Origin of the sequence: Rathayibacter sp. VKM Ac-2801, from assembly GCF_009834245.1 — a bacterium.
Classification (GTDB): domain Bacteria; phylum Actinomycetota; class Actinomycetes; order Actinomycetales; family Microbacteriaceae; genus Rathayibacter.
Map to the genome: position 1 here is coordinate 3547308 of NZ_CP047183.1, position 19239 is coordinate 3566546.

The following is a 19239-nucleotide window of genomic DNA, read 5'->3' on the forward strand; positions in this document are numbered from 1 at the left end:
GGTCGACGGCCCCGCCGCCATCGCGACCGAGGACCACCTCGTTGTCCACGTCTGGTGCGACAACGAATCCGGCTGCAGCTGCCGAGTCGTCCGTCCTCGAGGAGATGGCCGGCGGACGCTTCCCCACCTTCCTCACGCCACACCACCTCATCGACGCCACTCCCGTTCTCGCCTGACACCCCGAAAGCAGCGCCATGCTCACCCTCACCGTCGCCCTCGACGTCCGCCCCGGCCACCTCGACGACTTCCTCACCGCGATCACCGAGAACGCCACACGCACCTTCACCGACGAGCCCGGATGCCTCTCCTTCGATGTCTACCAGGACGTCACCGACGAGCTGCACTTCGTCTTCCACGAGGTCTACACCGACCAGAACGCGATCGACGCGCACCGGAAAGCGCCCCACTTCGCGGCCTGGCGCTCCGCCGCCGACCAGCACGTCGTCCCCGGCAGCCAGATCAACACCATCGCCCGACGTCTCGCCCACCACAGCTGACCCGTCGCGCGCTCCGTCAGCTCGTACCTGCCGACGCGCTTCACGCACTGGTCCGAGAGTCGGCCGAGGGGCCGGACACGCTCGCTGCAGCGGTCGAGCTCGTGATCCGCTCAGGCCTCGTCTACGAGGGCGCTCCGTGGATCCGGACCATCGCCACCGTGTTCCCGTCGTGCAGCGCGTCGAGGGCGCGACCGAACCGGGGGCCTGCGGCTCCCCTGGCGACTGCAGAGGAGTCGTGTATTTTGATCGCCTGACCGATTCTCATCGGAGTGGTCGACTCGTCTCATCGGCGGCGTCGATCCGGGGCTGAAAACCTCCGGCGTCCTCCTCGAAGCCCGGAGATCCTCCATGTCAGTGTCCCCACGAAGCACCGCCGTCGACATCGACGAGTCCCCCTTCGTCGTCGTGGTGAGCGCAGAAGTGAACCCGCGCGACGCGGGGACGGAACAGTCCGACCCGGCCGTCTCGCTCGCGCGTCCGAGGACGGGAGACGGCGGAGCGATCCGGCTGGCGCAGGGCCGCGTGCTCGGTCCGCCCTCCTCCCCCGGCACCGAGCTCCTCCTGGGGCTGCTCTTCCGGCGCAGCCGCCGCCACGCCGAGGAGTTCGCCGCGGAACTGAGCCGCACTGGATCGACGTGGGTCGTGGACGAGGGGATCTATCGATTCACCGCCGTGGTGACCGCGAGCCCCGACGACGAGAGCACTATCGATCTCGTCCGCGCTCCGGAGACGGCGGCCCACGAGGTCATCAGACTGACGCCCGTCAGGGGCAAGCAGGGGTGGATCGCCGAGTACAACGAGAGCGAGACGCGCGACCACATCAGCAACCTCGACGGCTTCGTGTCGACGAGCTTCTTCCGCGACCTCCGGAGCGATCGGATCATCGAGTACGTGCAGTGGCGATCCGCCGACGACCTCACTGCGGCATTCGGGGACGAGCGCTTCGCCGAGCACATGAGCGTGAACAGTCACTACTCCGACGGCGAGGCTCTCCTCTTCGGAGAACGGTCGACCGACGCGGCATCCGGTGACGGAGCACTTGACCGCACGTCCACCTCCACCTCCGCGGAGACCGACTGCCGTGCCGTCGCTCCGCACGACGAGGCCTGATCCATGACTCGACTCGAGACCGTCCACGAGATCGTCGGGCCCTGGTCGCTCGCCACCATCCAGCGGTTCTGGGAGGGCTTCACCCCCAACAGGCTCGCTCCGCAGCCGCGCACCGCGGGCATCCGCACCGCCCTCCTCTGCGATGCCGACTGGCGGCGAGTGGACGTCGTGGTCACCCAGGACGGGCCGTCCGCCGGCATCGTGGTCGAGGGCCCGGGCGATCTGGACGCCGCGACCGAACAGGTCCGGCGGCTGCTGTCCATCGACATCGACGGGCGCGGCTGGCCCGACGTCGCGGCGCGAGACGAGGTCATCGCGGACGCGCAAGCCCGACTCCCCGGGTTCCGGCCGTGCGGCTTCTTCTCGCCCTACGAGGCGGCGGTCTGGACGGTCCTCTCACGGCGGCTGCAGATCCGGCAGGCGGCAGCGGTCAGGACGCGTCTCACGCAGCAGCTCGGCGACGACGGAGCGTTCCCGTCTCCGGCCGTCCTGCGTGCGGCGTCCCTCGATCTGCCCGACCGCAAAGCGGAGTACCTGCACGCGATAGCCGAGGCCGCCCTCGACGGACAGCTCTCCGGCTCCCACCTGCGCTCGCTCCAGCCGGCCGAGGCGTTCGTCCAGGTGAAGAGCATCTTCGGGATGGGACCGTTCTCGGCCGAACTCGTCGTGATCCGTGGTGCGAACTTCCCCGACGTGCTGCCGCGCAACGAGGGCAAGCTGAGCGACGAAGTCGCGAAGCGTTACGGCGCCGATCGCCCGATCGACGAGATCACCCGGGCGTGGACGCCGTTCCGCTCGTGGGCAGCAGTGCACCTGCGCGCGCTGCGGGCGCTCGCGGAATAGACGAGCGACTCCCGGCATTCACCGTGTGGCCGCGCTGCTGGGGGTCATGCTCGTCGCGTTCTCCCTGCGCCAGGCGGTCGCCGCGGTGTCCCCGATCCTCGGCGAGATCCGGATGGACATCCCGCTCTCCGACCTCGACGTCGGCTGGCTCGGAACCCTGCCGCCCCTCCTCTTCGCGGCGTCCGGACTCTTCACGCCGCGCATCGCCCGAGGAGTCGGTCTCGACCGCAGCATCGTCATCGCAGCGCTGCTCATGACCGCTGGTCACCTCCTTCGAGCATTCGCCCCGGGAATCGCGGTCCTGCTCATCGGCAGCATCGTCGCGTTCGCCGGCACGGGGATCGGGAACGTACTGCTGCCGTCGATCGTCCGTCGCTACTTCCCCGACCGTGTCGCGCTTCTGACCGCGGTGTACGCCTGCGTCATCGGCGTGAGCACCGCCGTGCCCGCCGCCCTCGCAGCACCGCTGGCGGAACAGGCCGGCTGGCGGTTCTCCCTCGGTATCTGGTCCTTGACCTCGGTCGGCGCAGTCGTCCCATGGCTCGTCGTCCTCGTACGAGAACGACACCAGGGAGTCGCGGGTCCGATCACCGTGGACGCTGCGTCTCGATCGTTCGTCACCGGCTTGTGGCGGTCTCGCGTGGCCCTGTCGATCACCCTCGCGTTCTCGACCAGCACGATCCTGACCTACGCCGGCTTCGCCTGGCTGCCCGACATGCTCGGCGACCTCGCGGGCACGACGCCGACCGAGGGCGGAGTGCTGCTCGCCGTCACCGGCCTCGTCAGCGTGCCCGGCGCCCTTCTCGCACCTCTCCTCGTCGCACGGCTCCGCAACGTCGGCCGGCTGATCGCGGTCGGCATAGCCTGCTTCGTGCTCGGCTACCTCGGCCTCCTCATCGCGCCCGCACCTCTCACACTGCTCTGGGTACTGCTCATCGGCGGCGGATCGATCCTCTTCCCGGTCTGCCTCGTCCTCGTCAACGCCCGCACCGGCACCGTCGCACTCAGTGGCTTCGCCCAGGGGATCGCGTATGCGCTCGGCGCCCTCGGTCCGCTGCTCGTCGGGCTCCTCCACGACCTCACCGCTACGTGGACCCTGCCACTGCTGTTCCTGGTCGCGATCGCCCTCCTCGCCACCATCCCGGCGATCACCCTCGCCAGGCCCACGCTCGTCGAGGACGAACTCGCCCGGAAGCACAGCCACGCCCGCATCACCCGCGCGGAGAACGCCCACGAACAGGGCCGCTGCCGCGTCCCGGTAGCCGATCGGCCATCACGACGCTCGGCGATCACAAGCCTCGCCCTCTTCTCACAGAGGCTCCCCGTGAGCACAGCAGCAGAATCGGTCTCGTCGCCTCGCGCCGTCCGCAGTCGTCGCAGAGTCAGCTCGTGCGGGCGACCTTGTGAAGGACGTCGAGCGCGGCATCGATCGCGGCTTCCAGGGGCCAGGATGCTTTCTCCGGCTGGCTCAGGATGAGACCTCCTTGGAGAGCGGCGAGGATGGCGACGGCGATCCGTTGCGGGTCGGCATCCGAGTCGACCCTGCCTGCGCTCTGCATCTTGGCGACCCCCGAGGCGAGCAGAAGCCGCCAGTTCGTCATGCTGTCCGTGATGATGCGAGCCAGTTCGGGATCCGTCATGGCTGCCTGCGTCGCCATCGAACCGATCGGGCACGCCCACCTGCCGAGACCGATGTAGTAGTCGACCAGGGCATCACGCCAGGCGTGCCAGGACTCCCAGCTCGACAGGTCGTCGATGTGCGGCTTCTGGGCGGCGAGAAGCTCGCCGCCCTCCCAGACGGCGACTTCACGGACGAGCTCCGCTTTGCCGCCGGGGAAGTAGTGGAAGAGCTGGCTCTTGCTCGTCAGCGTCGCTGCACGGACGGTATCGAGAGTGGTACCGCCGATGCCGGAGGCGAGGATCTCTCGACCTGTCGCCTCGATGATGCGTTGGCGAGTGGCTCGACCGCGTTCCGTGATTCTCGCGTCCTGCATGAGCCCAGAGTACTCCGCTGGACCCGGCGGTCCAATCGGTGCTAGGAATGGACCGTGAAGTCCAACGAAGAAGAACTCATCTCTGTCCCGTCCGATGACCGGCTCGCCGGTCGGACCGCGCTCGTCACCGGCTCCAGCAGTGGAATCGGCGAAGCGATCGCCCGGGTACTCGCCGCGTCCGGCGCCCATGTCATCGTCAACGGTCGCGATGCCGAGCGCACGCAGGCTGTCGTGACGACCATCGAGCGTGCGGGTGGCACGGCCTCACCGCTCGTCGCGGACCTCGGGACATCGGCCTCCGAGGTCCGCCGGGTCGCCGCTGAGGCCGTGGCTCTCGCCGGCGGCCGGATCGACATCCTGGTGAACAACGCCGGGATCTATCCGGCGACCGCGACCGCTGATCTCACTGAGGACGACCTCGACGCGGTTCTCGGCATCAACATCCGCGCCCCGCACGTGCTGGTGGCGGCCCTCGCGCCGGCCATGGCGGAGCGCGGCCGCGGATCGATCGTCAATATAGGGTCGTGGATGGCCCGCGTGGGCCTGCCCTTCGGCGCGATGTACACAGCGTCGAAGGCGGCACTCGAGCAGATGACGCGCACCTGGGCCGCCGAGTACGGGCCTCGAGGGGTTCATGTCAACACGGTCGCTCCTGGGGCCACAAGCACTCCAGGCAACGCCGAGAGCGCAGACGTCCTGGCGGCGATGACCGCCGTGACCGTCGCAGGACGCCCGGTACGGCCCGTCGACGTCGCCTACGCCGTCCAGTTCGCCGTCTCGGACGAGGCCCTGTTCCTGCACGGCTCGATCATCGACGTCGACGGCGGAATCGCCCAGACGCGACTCGGCTGATGCCCGACCTACGAGAACCGTTCGGCGCCGAATCGACCGCCCTCGAGGTCGTCGACGGAATCGACCTCCGCAACAGAACAGCAGTCGTCACCGGCGCGGGATCCGGCATCGGTGTCGAAACGGCCCGCGCTCTGGCTGCCGCCGGCGCGGCTGTGACCCTCGCCGTCCGCGACGTCACGACGGGGAACCGAGTCGCGGCAGACATTCGAGCGAGCACAGGCAACGATGCTGTCCACGCGGCGTTCGTCGACTTGGCCGACGTCGGATCCATCCGATCGTTCGCCGACTCGTGGTCGGGGCCACTCCACCTGCTGGTGAACAACGCCGGGGTCATGGATCTACCCGAGCAACGCACACCCGATGGTTGGGAGATGCATTTCGCCGTCAACCACCTCGGCCATTTCGCGCTCGCGCAAGGCTTGCACCCGGCGATGCGCTCGGCGGGTGGCGCGAAGATCGTGTCGCTGAGTTCCAGTGGGCACGCATCTTCAGGTATCCGATTCGACGACCTGTTCTTCGACAGAGACCCCTACGACCCGGGGCTCGCCTACGGGCAGTCCAAGACGGCCGACGTGCTCTTCGCCCTGGAGGCGACTCGGCGATGGGAGGACGATGGGATCGCAGGATCCGCGGTCATGCCCGGCGGCATCTGGACCGACCTGCAGCGCCACTGGGACCCAGCCGTGCTCGCGGACATGAAGCGGCGGTACCCCGCCAAGACCGTCGAGCAAGGTGCCGCTACGAGCGTCTACGTCGCGACTCGGGCCGAGCTGGGGGTCGGGACTCCCGGCTACTACGAGGACTGCCACCCGGCGAAGGTCGTGGCGGCGATCCAGGGAGGAGTTCACGGGGTTCTATCGCACGCGCTGGATCCTGCCTCGGCAGATCGGCTCTGGGAGGTATCGGAACGGCTGCTGGCACAGTCGCGGTAGCTGCCGGGTAATCCCCGTAGGGGCTGTGAACGGCCGTGAGCGACCTGAGCGGCCAAGGGAGGCTGACGGACAACCCGTGGGCGCGGAGGGCGGCCACCGTCTCCGTCTCGGCTCGTCGGTCGCTCGAGATCCGGTCGGTATGAAGACCGCCTCGAGCGGGACGTCGGCGTCGTCGAAACGGCGCCCAGGGTTCGTCAGGTGCTGAGGCACCAGCCGAGCGCGCATCGGCGCGCGCATCCGTTCTCCACCGAGACACCGCCCCGTCTCCGAGACACCCCCTGCTCAGCGGTGTCTCGGCGATCGGAGCGGCGTCTCGGCGCACGAGCGGGTCGGCGTGCATCGGCGGGGACACCGGTGACACGGGCGGAGCGGAGTCGCGGACGCAGACGTGCGCCGGACCCCCCTGGGGAGTCCGGCGCACGGCCTGGCGGTGATCAGCTGCCGGTGATCAGCCGGGATCAGCTGCCGGTGCGCTCACCGCGGCGTCGGAGGGTGAGGAGCATCAGACCGCCGCCGACCAGGGCGAGCAGGCCCAGCACTCCGGCAGTCGCCGTCGCTGCGGCGTCGACTCCGGTCGAGGCGAGCGCCGGCCCGCGGGGCCCGTTCGACCCGGCCACGGGAACGACCGCGGCGTGGGAGGGCGCCGGTCGCGGCGCTGTGGTCGCGGTCGGAGTCGGCGAGGCCGTGGGCGTCGCGGTCGGCGTCACCGTCGGCGTCGCGGTGGGGGTCGCCGTCGGAGCGACGGTCGGCGTGACCGTCGGAGTCACGGTGGGCGCGATCGTCGGAGTCACGGTCGGGGTGACCGTCGGGGTGACGGTGGGCGTGACCGTCGGAGTCACCGTCGGAGTCACAGTCGGGGTGACCGTCGGCGTGACGGTGGGCGTGACCGTCGGCGTGACCGTCGGAGTCACAGTCGGCGTGACCGTCGGGGTGATGGTGGGCGTGACCGTCGGAGTCACAGTCGGCGTGACCGTTGGCGTGATGGTGGGGGTCACAGTCGGAGTCACCGTCGGCGTGATCGTCGGCGTGACCGTGGGAGTAACGGTCGGCGTGACGGTCGGCGTGACCGTGGGGGTCGCAGTCGGCGTGACCGTCGGAGTCACGGTCGGAGTCACAGTCGGCGTGACCGTCGGAGTGACCGTCGGCGTCACGGTCGGAGTCACCGTCGGAGTGACCGTCGGAGTGACCGTCGGCGTCACCGTCGGAGTCACCGTGGGGGTCACGGTCGGAGTCACCGTCGGAGTCACCGTCGGAGTGACCGTCGGAGTGACCGTCGGAGTGACCGTCGGCGTCACGGTCGGCGTCACCGTCGGCGTCACCGTCGGCGTCACCGTCGGCGTCACGGTCGGAGTCGCCGTCGGCGACGGCCCGCCGTCGGAGGGCTCGCAGCCCGGCTCGGTGAAGTCGTTGGAGTCGAGGGTGACCGCTCCCGTGCGGGCCAGTGCGCGGCCCTCGACGGAGACGCCCGTCGTCACCGTGATCGAGACCGAGGCGAGGACGGAGCCCACGAAGTCCGAGTCGGTGCCGAGGGTCGCGGAGCTGCCGATCTGCCAGTAGACGTTGCAGGCCTGCGCTCCGTTGATCAGGGCCACCGAGCTCGACGACGCGGTCGTGAGAGTCGAGGCGGCGCGGATCACGAAGACCGCCTCGTTGACGCCCTCGGCGTCGAGCGTGAGCGTCCCCGTCACTCCGACCGGTCCGGCCGCGGTGTAGACCCCGGGCTTCAGCGTCCTGCCGCCGATCTCGGCGCCGATCTGCGCGGTCGTCGCCTGCGAGGCGAGCTGCCCGTAGGCGGTGCCCACGTCGGCCTGAGCCTGCGCCGCCTCCGCGTCTCCGCGGTGGATCACTCCGTCCGTCCGTCCGGGCGGGAACCCGGTGACGGCGGTCAGCGGGCTGACCCCGACGCTCTGCTCCAGGACGCTCGACCCCGTGTTCGTCACGGTCGACGCCGCCAGGACCGAGTAGTCCTCCGCCGTGCCGAGGTCGGGCGCCGTGGCCGCCTGCGCCGAGACGCCCGCGAAGAGCGCGGCTCCGACCACGGCGAGAACGACGCCCGTCCCGATCGCCCCTCTTCTGCGGTTCTGCCGGTGACGGCGGAGCGAGGTGCGAGAGGACATGTGCGGCATGAGGCCAGCGATCTGCCCACGTCAGCGTGGGCTCAATAACCCGAGGTGGGAGGCTCGAACCGTAGGTCGCGCTCCTCCCCCGCGTCTAGGGCGCGACCCTGACGGGGGGCAGGATCCGCTGTCGGCGTCCCCGACCGAGGACGTCCCCGCCGCGGGAGTCCTCGCGCCGGTGACGGCGGACTCGACCGGCTCAGGGGATCAGCAGCGCCCCCCGTTCCGGTCCGGGCGCGAGGAGGCCCATCAGCACTCAGCCGAGAGCCGCCACCCGCTCGATCACTCCCTCGCCCAGCCGGGCGACGTACCCCTCAGGATCCGGCCCGGCCGGCGCCAGCTGGACGTGGTCGATCCCCAGCGCCGCGTACTCCTCCATCGCGCGGACGAAGCCGTCGGGGTCGCCGATCGGATCGCCGCCCCCGGTGATGGTCTTCGTGATCGTCGCGTAGTCGCGCCCGAGGTCGTCGCAGTGCCGCTTCAGCACGTCCAGCTTGTGCGCCACGTCGTCAGCGCCGGTGCCGAACAGGTTGCAGGCATCGCCGTACTGCGCGACCAGTCGCAGCGTCTTCTTCTCGCCGCCGCCGCCGATGAGGATCGGCGGACCGGGCTGCTGGATCGGCGCCGGGTGGTTCAGCGTCTCGGCGAGCCGGTAGTGCGTCCCCTCGAACGGCCCGTCGTCGTCGCTCCACATCTGACGGCAGATCCGCAGCGTCTCCTCGAGCCGCTCGAACCGCTCCTTCAGCGGCGGGTACGGCACGCCGAGCCCGAGGTGCTCCCGCTCGTACCAGGCCGCGCCGATGCCGAGCATCGCGCGCCCGCCCGAGAGAACGTCGAGGGTGGTGACGATCTTCGCGAGCAGTCCCGGGTGGCGGTACGTCACGCCGGTGACGAGGAGCCCCAGCCGCATCCGCTCCGTCCGGCCGGCGACGAAGCCGAGCGAGGTGTAGCCCTCGAGCATCGGATCCTCGCTCGTCGCGAAGTGCTCCATCTGGAAGTAGTGGTCCATCAGCGTGAACCAGGCGCAGCCGACGTCCTCGGCCGTTCGCGCGGTCGCTCCGAGGACGGGCGCGATCCCCGCGCTCCCTCCCGGAAGGGTGAAGTCCATGAAGTGAATGCCGAGCTGCACGCGCGTCTCCTGTCGTCCCGGGATGTCCAGGAGCCAGTGTGCGCCGAGCCGCCGGTCAACACGCCGACGCGCCGGCCCCCTGAGCGGTGTCTCACCCGCTCCGCGGCGTCTCGGCCGATCCCACCCGCCGAGAGGAGGCCGCCCTCACTCGCAGACGCGGAAGAGGTTCCGGTCGAACCCGACGACGTCGCCGACGGCGAGCTGGCGACCTCGGCGCAGATCGACCTCGCCGTTGACGGTCACCATCCCCTCGGCCACCGCCTCCTTGGCCTCGCCACCCGAGAGGATCCCCGCGAACTTGAGGAACTGGCCCAGGCGGATCGACCCGCCGCCCAGCGGGACGTCGACGGGCTCGGGGACGGCAGCGGCGCCCTTCACGTCTAGACCGCCGGAATGTCGGCGAAGCGCGAGAAGTGGCCGTGGAAGCCCACGGTCACCGTGCGGGTCGGGCCGTTGCGGTGCTTGGCGACGATGAGGTCGGCCTCGCCCGCGCGCGGGTTGTCCTTCTCGTAGGCGCTCTCGCGGTGCAGGAGGATCACCATGTCGGCGTCCTGCTCGATCGAGCCGGATTCGCGGAGGTCCGAGATGGCGGGGAGCTTGTCGGCGCGCTGCTCGGGGCCGCGGTTCAGCTGCGAGAGCGCGATGACCGGCACCTGCAGCTCCTTCGCGAGGAGCTTGAGGGCACGGGAGAACTCCGAGACCTCCTGCTGGCGGCTCTCGACCTTCTTGCCGGAGGTCATCAGCTGCAGGTAGTCGATGACGACCATCTTGAGCCCGACGCGCTGCTTGAGCCGGCGGCACTTCGCCCGGATCTCGACGAGGGTCATGTTGGGCGAGTCGTCGATGTAGAGCGGCGCGTCGTTGATCCGGCCGCGGGTGGAGGCGATGGTCGTCCAGTCGCGCTGGTCGACCGTGCCCTTGCGCATGTGCTGCAGAGGCACGGACGCCTCGGCCGAGAGGAGGCGCATCGCGATCTCGCTGCGCCCCATCTCGAGGGAGAAGAAGATCGTGGCCATGTTGTGCTTGATCGCGGCGGCGCGGGCGAAGTCGAGCGCGAGCGTCGACTTTCCGAGCGCGGGGCGCGCGGCGACGATGATCATCTGCCCGGCGTGGAAGCCGTTGGTCAGGTCGTCGAGGTCGGCGAAGCCGGTGGGGACGCCGGTGAAGCTGCCGTCCTTGTGCGCGGCCGCCTCGATCTCGTCGATCGCCACGGTCACCGCGTCGGTCAGCGGGACGTAGTCCTCCGCCGTCTCGGAGCCGGTGACGTTGTAGATCTCGGCCTGCGCCGTGTTGACCAGGTCGAGCACCTCGCCCTCGCCCTGGTAGCCCATCTGCGCGATGCGGGTGCCCGCCTCGACGAGGCGGCGCAGCAGAGCGCGCTCGGCGACGATCGAGGCGTAGTAGCCCGCGTTGGCCGCAGTGGGCACCATCGAGGTGAGCGTGTGCAGGTAGTCGGCGCCGCCGGCCCGCTGCAGCTCGCCCTGCTTCGTGAGCTCGTCGGTGACCGCGATGACGTCGGTCGGCTCGCCGTGCGAGTAGAGGGCGAGGATCGCGTCGAACACGATCTCGTGCTTGGGGATGTAGAAGTCGGTGCCCTTGACGCTCTCGACGACGTCGGCGACCGCGTCCTTCGAGAGCAGCATGCCGCCGAGGGCCGACTGCTCGGCGAGGAGGTCGTGCGGAGGGGTCCGCTCGTTCCCGCGCGACTCGCCGCGGTCTCCGCGACCGTCCCGTCCGTCCGAGCCGGGTACCGCCAGGTGCGCGATCGTCATGCCTTCGCCTCCTCCTGTCGGGTGCTGCGCGTCCGGTCGAGCCGGTGCCGGGATCCGGTCTACCAGCGACCTCCGACAGCGGCGCACGGGCGCCTGCCCGCACCCCTCGCGGGGCGCTGCGCCACCATACGGACCGCCGCCCGCGGCACGCAAACCGCCCTGTGGAGAGAGCTGTGCAGAACCGAGGGGAAACGCCGGGCCCACTGTGGGCAACATGTGGACAACCCTGTGGGAACGGCGACTGTCAGCAAGTTTTTTCAGGTCGCTGACCAGGCTTTTCCCTCTTTCCACAGGTGTGTGGGGAAAAGAGTCTCAAGACCACAGTGAAGGTTGGTCCCGCCGGAGGGTGTATGTGGATGGAGCTGTGGAGAACAGGAACGACAGAGGGCGGTGCGAGGGGACTGGGAAGTCCCGTCGCACCGCCCTCCGCGGCGTTCTCGCGGCCTTACTTGGCCGCGACCACCTGCAGCTTCACAGTGGCCTGGATGTCGTCGCGCAGACGCACCACGGCCTCGTGCTCGCCGACGTGCTTGATCGCGTTCGAGATCACGATCTTGCGCTTGTCGAGCTCGCCGAATCCGGCCGCCGCCACCGCGTTCGCGATGTCGGAGGTCTTCACCGAGCCGAACAGGCGGCCGTCCTTGCCGGCCTTGACCGTCAGCTTCACGCGGTTGGCCTCGAGGACCTGCTTGGTGTGCTGGGCCTCTTCGATGGTCTTGTGCTCACGAGCGGCTCGCGCCGACTTGATCTGCTCGACCTGCTTCTCGCCACCGCGGGTCCACGCGACGCCGAAGCCCTGCGGGATGAGGTAGTTGCGGGCGAACCCGTTCTTCACGTCGACGACGTCGCCGGCCGAGCCGAGTCCGTCGACCTCGTGGGTCAGGATGACCTTGGACATACCGTTACCTACCTTCCGCTGCCGGCGTAGGGCAGGAGCGCCATCTCGCGGGCGTTCTTGACGGCACGGGCGATGAGGCGCTGCTCCTGAACGGAGACGCCGGTGATACGACGGGCGCGGATCTTCCCGCGCTCCGAGATGAACTTGCGGAGGGTCGCGACGTCCTTGTAGTCGATGACACCCACGCGGACCGACTTCGCGGGGGCCGCGTTCTTCGCGCCCTTGCCGCGGATCGGCTTGCGGCGGTCGCCGCTGCTCTTTCCAGCCATAGTGGTTTCCTTAGATTCTGGTTCGCCCCTGCCCCGCCGCGAGCGATCGCGGTGCGGGGGAGGCGTGATTCAGGTGAGGAGAGCGTCCGAGCCGAGGCTCAGAACGGCGTCTCGTCGTTGTAGCTGCCCGGCGTGCTCCACACGTCGCCACCGGCGGGAGCGCTCGGCGCCCACGGCTCCTCGGCCTGACCGCCACGGTTGCCGCCGGCGTTGCCGGAGCCTCCCTGACCGCCGCCGCCGAAGCCGCCCTGGCCGCCGCCGATCTGACCGCCGTTGCCCTGGCCGCCACCGGCCTGGCCGCGTCCGCCTCCACCGGAGGCGCGCGTGACCTGCGCGGTCGCGTAGCGCAGCGAGGGCCCGATCTCGTCGATCTCGAGCTCGATGCTGGTGCGCTTCTCGCCTTCCTTCGTCTCGTAGGAGCGCTGCTTCAGGCGGCCGGTCGCGATGACGCGGCTCCCCTTGGTCAGCGTTCCCGCGACGTTCTCGGCGAACTCGCGCCAGACGGAGGCGCGGAGGAACAGCGCTTCGCCGTCCTTCCAGTCGTTCGCCTGACGGTCGAAGGTGCGCGGCGTGGAGGCGATGGTGAAGTTCGCGACCGCGAGCCCGCCCTGCGTGTAGCGCAGCTCGGGGTCGGCGGTGAGGTTCCCCACCACGGTGATGATCGTCTCGCCGGCCATGAGCGCTACGCCTTGGGAGCGGCCGAGGCCTTGGCAGCCTTGCGGGCGGCCTTCTCGTCGGCGAGCTTCGCGGCGGCCGCGACCTGGGCGATGCCCTCTTCGGCCCGCAGCACCTTGGTGCGCATGACGGCCTCGGACAGCTTCAGCTGACGGTCGAGCTCGTTCGCTGCGGCGGAGGTCGACGTGAAGTCGACGACGGCGTAGATGCCCTCGGACTTCTTGTTGATCTCGTACGCCAGACGACGGCGGCCCCAGACGTCGACCTTGTCGATGGATCCACCATCGGTGCGGATGACGTTGAGGAACTTGTCGAGACTCGGAGCGACGGTGCGCTCATCGATCTCGGGGTCCAGGATGACCATGATCTCGTACTGATGCGTCACTAACCCACCTCCTTCGGACTGAACGGCCACGGTATTTCCGTGACAGGAGGGTATGTAGCATCTGCCCACTCCCGCGGACGCGAGTGCGTCTGGTCGTGGACAACCCGCCTAACCTACCAGCCCGCCCCGCCCCACGTCGCGAAATTTCGCCAGATGCCCGTCGGCGGACGAGATGCCCCTGCCGCGGCGGCCGATCTCGTCCGCACACGCCGATCTCGAGGCCCCGAAGGACCTCAGCGCGACGCCCACCACTCGCGGAGGCGGCGCGTCGCCTCCTCCTCGCCGAGAGGCCCCTCCTCCAGCCGCAGCTCGAGCAGGAACCGGTACGCCTGCCCCACCTCGCGGCCCGGGGCGAGGCCGAGGATCTCCATGATCCGGGTGCCGTCGAGGTCGGGGCGCTTGGAGGCGAGCTCCTCCTTCTCGGCGAGCTCCGCGATGCGCGCCTCGAGGTCGTCGTAGGCGTGCGCGAGCCGGTCGGCCTTGCGGCGGTTGCGCGTGGTCACGTCGGCGCGGGTGAGGATGTGCAGCCGCTCGAGCAGGGGCCCGGCGTCGGTCACGTAGCGGCGGACCGCGGAGTCGGTCCACGCGCCGTCCGTGTACCCGAAGAAGCGCAGGTGCAGCTCGATGAGGCGGGCCACGTCCTTCGTCGTCTGGTTGTCGAACTTCAGCGCGCGCATCCGCTTGATCGCGAGCTTGGAGCCGACCAGGTCGTGGTGGTGGAAGCTCACCGCTCCGCCCGGCTCGAGCCGCCGCGTGGCCGGCTTCCCGATGTCGTGCAGCAGCGCGGCGAGCCGCAGCACGACGTCCGGAGCGGCTCCGGGGTGCCGCGACTCCTCCAGCGCGATCGCCTGCTCCAGCACGGTGAGGCTGTGGGTGTAGACGTCCTTGTGGTGGTGGTGCTCGTCCTGCTCCAGGCGCAGAGCGGGCAGCTCCGGGAGGAAGCGACCGGCCAGACCGGTGTCGACCAGGAGCTCCAGGCCGGCGCGGGGCGAGGCGGTCGCGAGGAGCTTCCGCAGCTCCTCCTGCACGCGCTCCGCCGAGACGTCGTCGATCCGGCCGGCGAGCTCGGCCATCGCCCACTCGACCTCGTCGGTGGTGCGGAAGTCGAGCTGGGAGGTGAAGCGCGCGCCGCGGAGCATCCGGAGCGGGTCGTCGCCGAAGGAGAGGTCGGCGGGGGAGGGGGTCCGCAGCCGGCCGGCGAGCAGGTCCTCCACTCCTCCCGAGGGATCGACGAGGACGACCTCCGGGAGCCGCAGCGCCATCGCGTTGACCGTGAAGTCGCGCCGCACCAGGTCGCCCTCGAGCGAGTCGCCGAACTCGACCTCGGGCTTGCGGCTCACCCCGTCGTAGCTGTCGCTGCGGTAGGTCGTGATCTCGACCGTCTCGCCGGCCACGCGGGCGCCGATCGTGCCGAAGGCCCGGCCGATGTCCCAGTGCGCCTCGGCGATCGGAGTGACGATCCGCACGATGTCGTCGGGGCGCGCGGAGGTGGTGAAGTCGAGGTCGTGCACGCCGTGGCCGAGGAAGGCGTCGCGGACCGGGCCGCCGACCAGCGCGAGCTCGTGGCCCTGCGCTGCGAACGCCTCCGCCAGCCGCGCCACCGGGGGCGTCCCCGCGAGCGCGCGGAGGGTCTCGAGAGCGGTCTGGACGCTGTGCATTCGCACGATCCTAGTCGCGGGGGGTGTCCCGTCAGCGGTGACCGCGCCAGGGGGTTACGGGACGTCACCGGGCGCACAGCGGACGCACCGCCTGCCCCGAGGAGGGCTGCCCGTAGAATCACCCGCATGGAGGCCGAGTGAGTCCGATGCATCGGCGCGACCCCTCCCTCCGCTCCCGCCGCTCGCGGGCGGCCCTCCTCCTGCTCCGCTCGGCAGGGGCCGCCGCCCTCGCGCTCGGCCTGTCCGGCGTGGCCTCCCCCGCCCTCGCGGCCCCGGGTGCCGTTGCGACGGCGACCTCGACGCCCGCCCCCGGCACCGTGACCACGACCGCCGGGGCCGGCAGCGACGGCGTCCTGCGGCCCGGCCAGGACCTCGAGCTCTCGATCGCCGTGCGCAACGGCACCGCGGAGGCGATCGACAGCGCCGACGTGACGGTCGCCCTCTCCTACGCCACCCTCGACACCCGCGCGGAGCTGCACGACTGGCTCGACGCCGAGGCCGACAACGACACCGATCCGGTCCGGACGACTGCTCAGCTGCGCCTGCTGCCCTCGAGCACCGCCGAGGCCGGCCTCACCGTGCCGGTGGACCAGATCCCCTTCTCCAACGACCGGACCGCGCTCGGCACCCACGCCGTCCTCGTCACGGTGACCGGTCCGGGTGGTGTCGTCTCGACGGCCCGCACGGCCGTCGAGCTGACCGACGACGCGGCGGCCCCGGAGCGCGAGACCGGCGTCAGCGTCCTCGTCCCGCTCACCGTCCCGGACACGGCCGACGGCCTGCTCTCGGCCGAGGCCCTCGCGGACTACACCGACGGCACGGGGACCCTCACCCGGCAGCTCGACGCGGTCGCGGGGAAGGGCGTCACGATCGGGGTCGATCCGCGCATCCTCGCCTCGATCCGCATCCTCGGCAGCGCCGCTCCGGAGTCGGCCCTCGACTGGCTCGACCGGCTGCAGTCCCTGCCGAACGAGCGCTTCGCCCTGCCGTACGCCGACGCCGACGTCTCGGCCCAGGCGCAGGCCGGGCTCTCCGCGCTCCTCTCTCCCACCTCCTTCGAGTACGCGATCGACGACACCCGCTTCGCGCCGGTTCCCGGCACCGCCAGCCCGGCGCCGTCGGTCGCCGTCGACTCCGACCAGCCCGCAGAGGACCTGCCGGCGCGTCCGTCCACGGAGTCGCTGCTCGCCTCCGACTGGAGCACCTCCCTCGGCAGCGTCGCGTGGCCCGACGAGGGCACCCTCCGCGGGTCGGATCTCGGCGTCTACGCGGCCAGCGGCGTCAACCGCACGATCGTCCCCTCCTCCGGGCTCCTGCTGCCGGAGGAGGTGACCACCACCTCGCGCGCCGCCGTCGGCGACTCCGACCTGGTCGTGGCCGACTCGCGCCTCACCGAGGCGTTCGACGCGGCCGCCACCGCCACCGACGACACCGAGTGGCGCGCCCGCATGTCCGAGATCGCCACCGATCTCGCCGAGGTGCAGGAGGAGGGGACCGCGCCGGACGTCGTGCTCACCCTCGGCCGCGGCTCTGCGATCGGCGCCGCGCGCCTCTCCGAGACCCTCGACGCGATCGAGTCGCTGCCCTGGGCCCGCGGGGTCGCCCTCTCCACCGCGCTCGCCGTGTCCGCGACCGAGGGCGCGAGCGTCGTCGACTCGCCGGAGTCGGAGTCGCGGCTCGACCGGGTGCGCGACCTGCTCGACGCCGGCTCCGAGGTCGAGGCGTTCTCCTCCGTGCTGCAGGAGCCGGAGCTGCTGTCGGGCAAGAGCCGGAACGACGTGCTGGCGCTGCTCTCGGTGACCTGGCGCGGCGACGGCAGCGGTTGGGGCGACGCCGTCGGCGCGGCCATGACCGAGGCCGACCGGACGCTCTCGCTGGTGTCGATCGACGCGACCGGCAGCATCCTCCAGGTCTCCCGCGACTCGAGCATCCCCGTGTACGTCCGCAACGAGCTCCCCTGGCCCGTCGCCGTGCGGATCCAGGCCTCGACCTCGAACGCCGTCCTCGACATCGACGAGGAGGCGATCGAGACCACGGAGATCGACGCCCGCTCGCAGGGCCGCGTCCTCATCCCCGTGAAGGCCCGCGTCGGCAACGGCGAGACGAGCCTCGGCCTGCAGCTGACCTCGGCGCAGGGCGTCCCCATCGGCACCCCCACGGGCATGACGACCAGCGTCCGCGCCGACTGGGAGACCGTCGGCACCCTGGTCATCGGGATCGCGCTCGTCGTCGTCTTCGGAGCCGGCATCCTCCGCAACATCCGCCGTCGCCGTCGAGGCGACACCCCTGAGGACGAGGAGGACCCGAACGCCGTGCTCGAGGTCCAGCCCGACCTCGACGACCAGCGATCGGACCCGCGTGGCTAGCTTCTCTCTCGGACGCGCGAGCGCCGTCCTCGCCTCCGGCACGATGGTCTCGCGGATCCTCGGCTTCGTCATGTCGATCGTCTTCACCCAGACGATCGGGCTGATCGGGCAGGGCGCCGACTCGTTCACGGTGGCCAACGGCCTCCCCAACACGATCTACGCGATCATCGCCGGGGGCGCGCTCAACGCCGTCCTCGTCCCGCAGATCGTGCGCGCGGGGCTGCACGCCGATGGAGGACGCGCCTACATCAACCGGCTGCTGACGCTCGCCTTCGTGGTGCTCCTCGTGGCGGCCGCCGCGGCGACCCTGCTCGCCCCCGTGCTCGTCCAGCTGAACGCCGCGGACTACCGGCCCGCCCAGTTCCGCCTGGCCGTGGCCTTCGCCTACTGGTGCCTGCCGCAGGTCTTCTTCTACGGGCTCTACACGATCCTCGGCGAAGTGCTGAACGCCCGCGGCTCCTTCGGACCCTTCACCTGGACGCCGGTGGTCAACAACATCGTGACCATCGCCGGCCTCATCGCTTTCGCGGCTCTCTTCGGCGCCGATCCCGACGGCGCCCGGACCGCCGCGGACTGGACACCGGACATGATCGCCGTGCTCGCCGGATCCGCGACTCTGGGCGTCGCGCTCCAGGCCGTCCTGCTGGCGTTCTTCTGGAAGCGGGCCGGACTGTCCTACCGTCCCGACTTCCGCCTGCGCGGAGTCGGTCTCGGGCGTGCCGGCCGCATCGCGGTCTGGACCTTCGGGGCGCTCCTGCTCACCGTCGTCGCCGGCTTCGTCGAGAACTCGACGGTCAGCGGCGCCTCGGGCGAGAACGCCTCGGCGACCGTCCTGCAGAAGGCGTGGCTGATCTTCATGCTCCCCCACTCCGTCATCGCCGTCTCGATCGCCACTGCCTACTTCACGCGGATGAGCGGCCACGCCGCCGAGGGGAGGACGGCGGAGTTCCGCGCGGACGTGTCCGCCTCGATCCGCATCGTCGCCATGTTCCTCGTCTTCGCCGCCGCTGCGCTGGCGGTCTGCGCCGGCCCCTTCGCCGCCGTGTTCACGTCGAACGCGGACGCGATCGGTCCGATGGCGGCGATCATCATCGCCTATGTCGTCGTGCTGCCGCTGTTCTCGACGCTCGCGATCGTCCAGCGCGCCTTCTACGCCCTCGACGACGGTCGGACGCCGTTCTTCTACACGCTCGTCCAGGTCGTCGTCATCCTGCTCGGCTGCGGCCTCGCACTGCTTGCGCCGCCGAGTCTGACGGCGCTGGTCGTCGCGTGCTCCGTCTCGCTCGGAGTGGCCGTGCAGGCGGTGCTCGCCTCCTTCCTGCTCCGTCGCCGCCTGGGCGGGACCGGCGGGGGCGTCGTCGTGCTGCGCTTCGTGCAGTACCTCCTGGCCGTCGTCCCGGCAGGCGCCGTCGGCGGAACGGTGATGATCGTCCTCCACGCGCAGGGGGACTTCCCGCTCGAGAACCGGTTCACCGCGATCCTCTCGATGGTGCTCGCGGGCACGGCCATGGCGGTCGTCTACATCGGCGCCCTCTGGGTGCTCCGCGTTCCCGAGCTCCGAGCTCTGGCGGCGCCCGTGCTGCGCCGTCTCGGCCGCTGATCCGGGTCCGTCGTCGGCGTGGAGTGCAGGCTAGGGGGGCCGTCCGGCGGCCGATCCGGAGGGCCGTCCGGCGGCCGATCGGCGGTCGTCCCGGCTCCCTGCGAGGCCCCGGTCCCGGCGGAATAGCGCCCGCCTAGGATGT

18 protein-coding genes are annotated in these 19239 nt (G+C 70.6%); 8 read left to right on the plus strand and 10 right to left on the minus strand.

The features are described 5' to 3' along the window. Window positions 1–194 precede the first annotated feature (194 nt). The 4 genes from GSU45_RS16575 (at window position 195) to GSU45_RS16590 (ending at window position 3927) form a co-directional block, all read left to right on the plus strand. The gene (locus GSU45_RS16575; RefSeq protein ID WP_159916657.1) at window positions 195–497 is read left to right on the plus strand and encodes a putative quinol monooxygenase; all 303 of its coding nucleotides are present in this window, start codon (window positions 195–197) and stop codon (window positions 495–497) included. A 354-nt stretch (window positions 498–851) separates the two neighbouring features. Then, window positions 852–1607 carry a hypothetical protein gene (locus GSU45_RS16580; protein ID WP_159916660.1) on the plus strand — a complete coding sequence of 252 codons (756 nt, stop codon included), beginning with the start codon at window positions 852–854 and terminating at the stop codon, window positions 1605–1607. A gap of 3 nt (window positions 1608–1610) precedes the next feature. Beyond that, on the plus strand, window positions 1611–2450 hold the full coding sequence (locus GSU45_RS16585; RefSeq protein WP_159916663.1) for a DNA-3-methyladenine glycosylase 2 family protein: 840 nt from the start codon (window positions 1611–1613) through the stop codon (window positions 2448–2450). Window positions 2451–2475: 25 nt separating this feature from the next. After that, window positions 2476–3927, plus strand: a complete 1452-nt coding sequence (locus tag GSU45_RS16590; RefSeq protein WP_244248149.1) for an MFS transporter — start codon at window positions 2476–2478, stop codon at window positions 3925–3927. Here the strand turns inward: GSU45_RS16590 and GSU45_RS16595 are convergent. Next, complete coding sequence (locus tag GSU45_RS16595; protein WP_159916666.1) at window positions 3833–4444, minus strand: TetR/AcrR family transcriptional regulator; 612 nt, start codon at window positions 4442–4444, stop codon at window positions 3833–3835. The two genes, GSU45_RS16590 and GSU45_RS16595, sit on opposite strands and share 95 nt — an antisense overlap. A gap of 54 nt (window positions 4445–4498) precedes the next feature. Between GSU45_RS16595 and GSU45_RS16600 the strand changes: the two genes are divergently transcribed. Together GSU45_RS16600 and GSU45_RS16605 are read left to right on the plus strand one after the other, a co-directional pair. Then, entirely contained in the window at window positions 4499–5296 is a 798-nt protein-coding gene (locus tag GSU45_RS16600) for an SDR family oxidoreductase (protein WP_159916668.1), read from the plus strand. Next, window positions 5296–6228, plus strand: coding sequence for an SDR family NAD(P)-dependent oxidoreductase (locus tag GSU45_RS16605; RefSeq protein ID WP_159916670.1), 933 nt, complete (start codon window positions 5296–5298; stop codon window positions 6226–6228). Before GSU45_RS16600 ends, GSU45_RS16605 begins: the two co-directional genes overlap by 1 nt. A gap of 458 nt (window positions 6229–6686) precedes the next feature. Here GSU45_RS16605 and GSU45_RS16610 read toward each other — a convergent pair whose 3' ends face one another. The 9 genes from GSU45_RS16610 to GSU45_RS16650 all read right to left on the minus strand — a co-directional run bounded on the left by GSU45_RS16610 (window position 6687) and on the right by GSU45_RS16650 (window position 15131). Continuing rightward, window positions 6687–8345, minus strand: coding sequence for an ice-binding family protein (locus GSU45_RS16610; RefSeq protein WP_208543463.1), 1659 nt, complete (start codon window positions 8343–8345; stop codon window positions 6687–6689). A 256-nt stretch (window positions 8346–8601) separates the two neighbouring features. Further along, window positions 8602–9474 carry an LLM class F420-dependent oxidoreductase gene (locus tag GSU45_RS16615; RefSeq protein WP_167302066.1) on the minus strand — a complete coding sequence of 291 codons (873 nt, stop codon included), beginning with the start codon at window positions 9472–9474 and terminating at the stop codon, window positions 8602–8604. 144 nt (window positions 9475–9618) lie between these two features. Then, window positions 9619–9852: an RNA-binding S4 domain-containing protein gene (locus GSU45_RS16620; RefSeq protein WP_244248150.1), complete on the minus strand. Its 234-nt coding sequence runs from the start codon at window positions 9850–9852 to the stop codon at window positions 9619–9621. Window positions 9853–9854: 2 nt separating this feature from the next. Beyond that, window positions 9855–11246: a replicative DNA helicase gene (dnaB, locus tag GSU45_RS16625; protein WP_104225797.1), complete on the minus strand. Its 1392-nt coding sequence runs from the start codon at window positions 11244–11246 to the stop codon at window positions 9855–9857. 445 nt (window positions 11247–11691) lie between these two features. Continuing rightward, window positions 11692–12144 (minus strand): 50S ribosomal protein L9, encoded by a 453-nt coding sequence (gene rplI, locus GSU45_RS16630; RefSeq protein ID WP_104222692.1) that lies wholly within the window; start codon window positions 12142–12144, stop codon window positions 11692–11694. Between the two features lie 8 nt (window positions 12145–12152). After that, window positions 12153–12413 carry a 30S ribosomal protein S18 gene (gene rpsR / locus GSU45_RS16635; protein ID WP_055784551.1) on the minus strand — a complete coding sequence of 87 codons (261 nt, stop codon included), beginning with the start codon at window positions 12411–12413 and terminating at the stop codon, window positions 12153–12155. A gap of 98 nt (window positions 12414–12511) precedes the next feature. Further along, entirely contained in the window at window positions 12512–13090 is a 579-nt protein-coding gene (locus GSU45_RS16640; RefSeq protein WP_104222691.1) for a single-stranded DNA-binding protein, read from the minus strand. A 5-nt stretch (window positions 13091–13095) separates the two neighbouring features. Continuing rightward, on the minus strand, window positions 13096–13473 hold the full coding sequence (rpsF, locus tag GSU45_RS16645) for a 30S ribosomal protein S6 (RefSeq protein WP_068207796.1): 378 nt from the start codon (window positions 13471–13473) through the stop codon (window positions 13096–13098). Between the two features lie 233 nt (window positions 13474–13706). Continuing rightward, window positions 13707–15131 carry a CCA tRNA nucleotidyltransferase gene (locus GSU45_RS16650; protein ID WP_159916676.1) on the minus strand — a complete coding sequence of 475 codons (1425 nt, stop codon included), beginning with the start codon at window positions 15129–15131 and terminating at the stop codon, window positions 13707–13709. A gap of 146 nt (window positions 15132–15277) precedes the next feature. Between GSU45_RS16650 and GSU45_RS16655 the strand changes: the two genes are divergently transcribed. Further along, window positions 15278–17497, plus strand: a complete 2220-nt coding sequence (locus tag GSU45_RS16655; protein WP_159916679.1) for a DUF6049 family protein — start codon at window positions 15278–15280, stop codon at window positions 17495–17497. Further along, window positions 17490–19097, plus strand: coding sequence for a lipid II flippase MurJ (locus GSU45_RS16660; protein ID WP_244248151.1), 1608 nt, complete (start codon window positions 17490–17492; stop codon window positions 19095–19097). The genes GSU45_RS16655 and GSU45_RS16660 overlap by 8 nt, the downstream gene beginning before the upstream one ends. The last annotated feature ends 142 nt before the right edge of the window (window positions 19098–19239 follow it).

Excerpts from the sequence above, each read along its gene's own strand:
- GSU45_RS16575 (WP_159916657.1), top strand. The coding sequence starts at position 195 with ATGCTCACCCTCACCGTCGCCCTCGACGTCCGCCCCGGCCACCTCGAC.
- GSU45_RS16585 (WP_159916663.1), top strand. The coding sequence starts at position 1,611 with ATGACTCGACTCGAGACCGTCCACGAGATCGTCGGGCCCTGGTCGCTC.
- GSU45_RS16595 (WP_159916666.1), bottom strand. The coding sequence starts at position 4,444 with ATGCAGGACGCGAGAATCACGGAACGCGGTCGAGCCACTCGCCAACGC.
- GSU45_RS16605 (WP_159916670.1), top strand. The coding sequence starts at position 5,296 with ATGCCCGACCTACGAGAACCGTTCGGCGCCGAATCGACCGCCCTCGAG.
- GSU45_RS16610 (WP_208543463.1), bottom strand. The coding sequence starts at position 8,345 with ATGTCCTCTCGCACCTCGCTCCGCCGTCACCGGCAGAACCGCAGAAGA.
- dnaB (WP_104225797.1), bottom strand. The coding sequence starts at position 11,246 with ATGACGATCGCGCACCTGGCGGTACCCGGCTCGGACGGACGGGACGGT.
- rplI (WP_104222692.1), bottom strand. The coding sequence starts at position 12,144 with ATGTCCAAGGTCATCCTGACCCACGAGGTCGACGGACTCGGCTCGGCC.
- rpsR (WP_055784551.1), bottom strand. The coding sequence starts at position 12,413 with ATGGCTGGAAAGAGCAGCGGCGACCGCCGCAAGCCGATCCGCGGCAAG.
- GSU45_RS16640 (WP_104222691.1), bottom strand. The coding sequence starts at position 13,090 with ATGGCCGGCGAGACGATCATCACCGTGGTGGGGAACCTCACCGCCGAC.
- GSU45_RS16650 (WP_159916676.1), bottom strand. The coding sequence starts at position 15,131 with ATGCACAGCGTCCAGACCGCTCTCGAGACCCTCCGCGCGCTCGCGGGG.
- GSU45_RS16655 (WP_159916679.1), top strand. The coding sequence starts at position 15,278 with ATGCATCGGCGCGACCCCTCCCTCCGCTCCCGCCGCTCGCGGGCGGCC.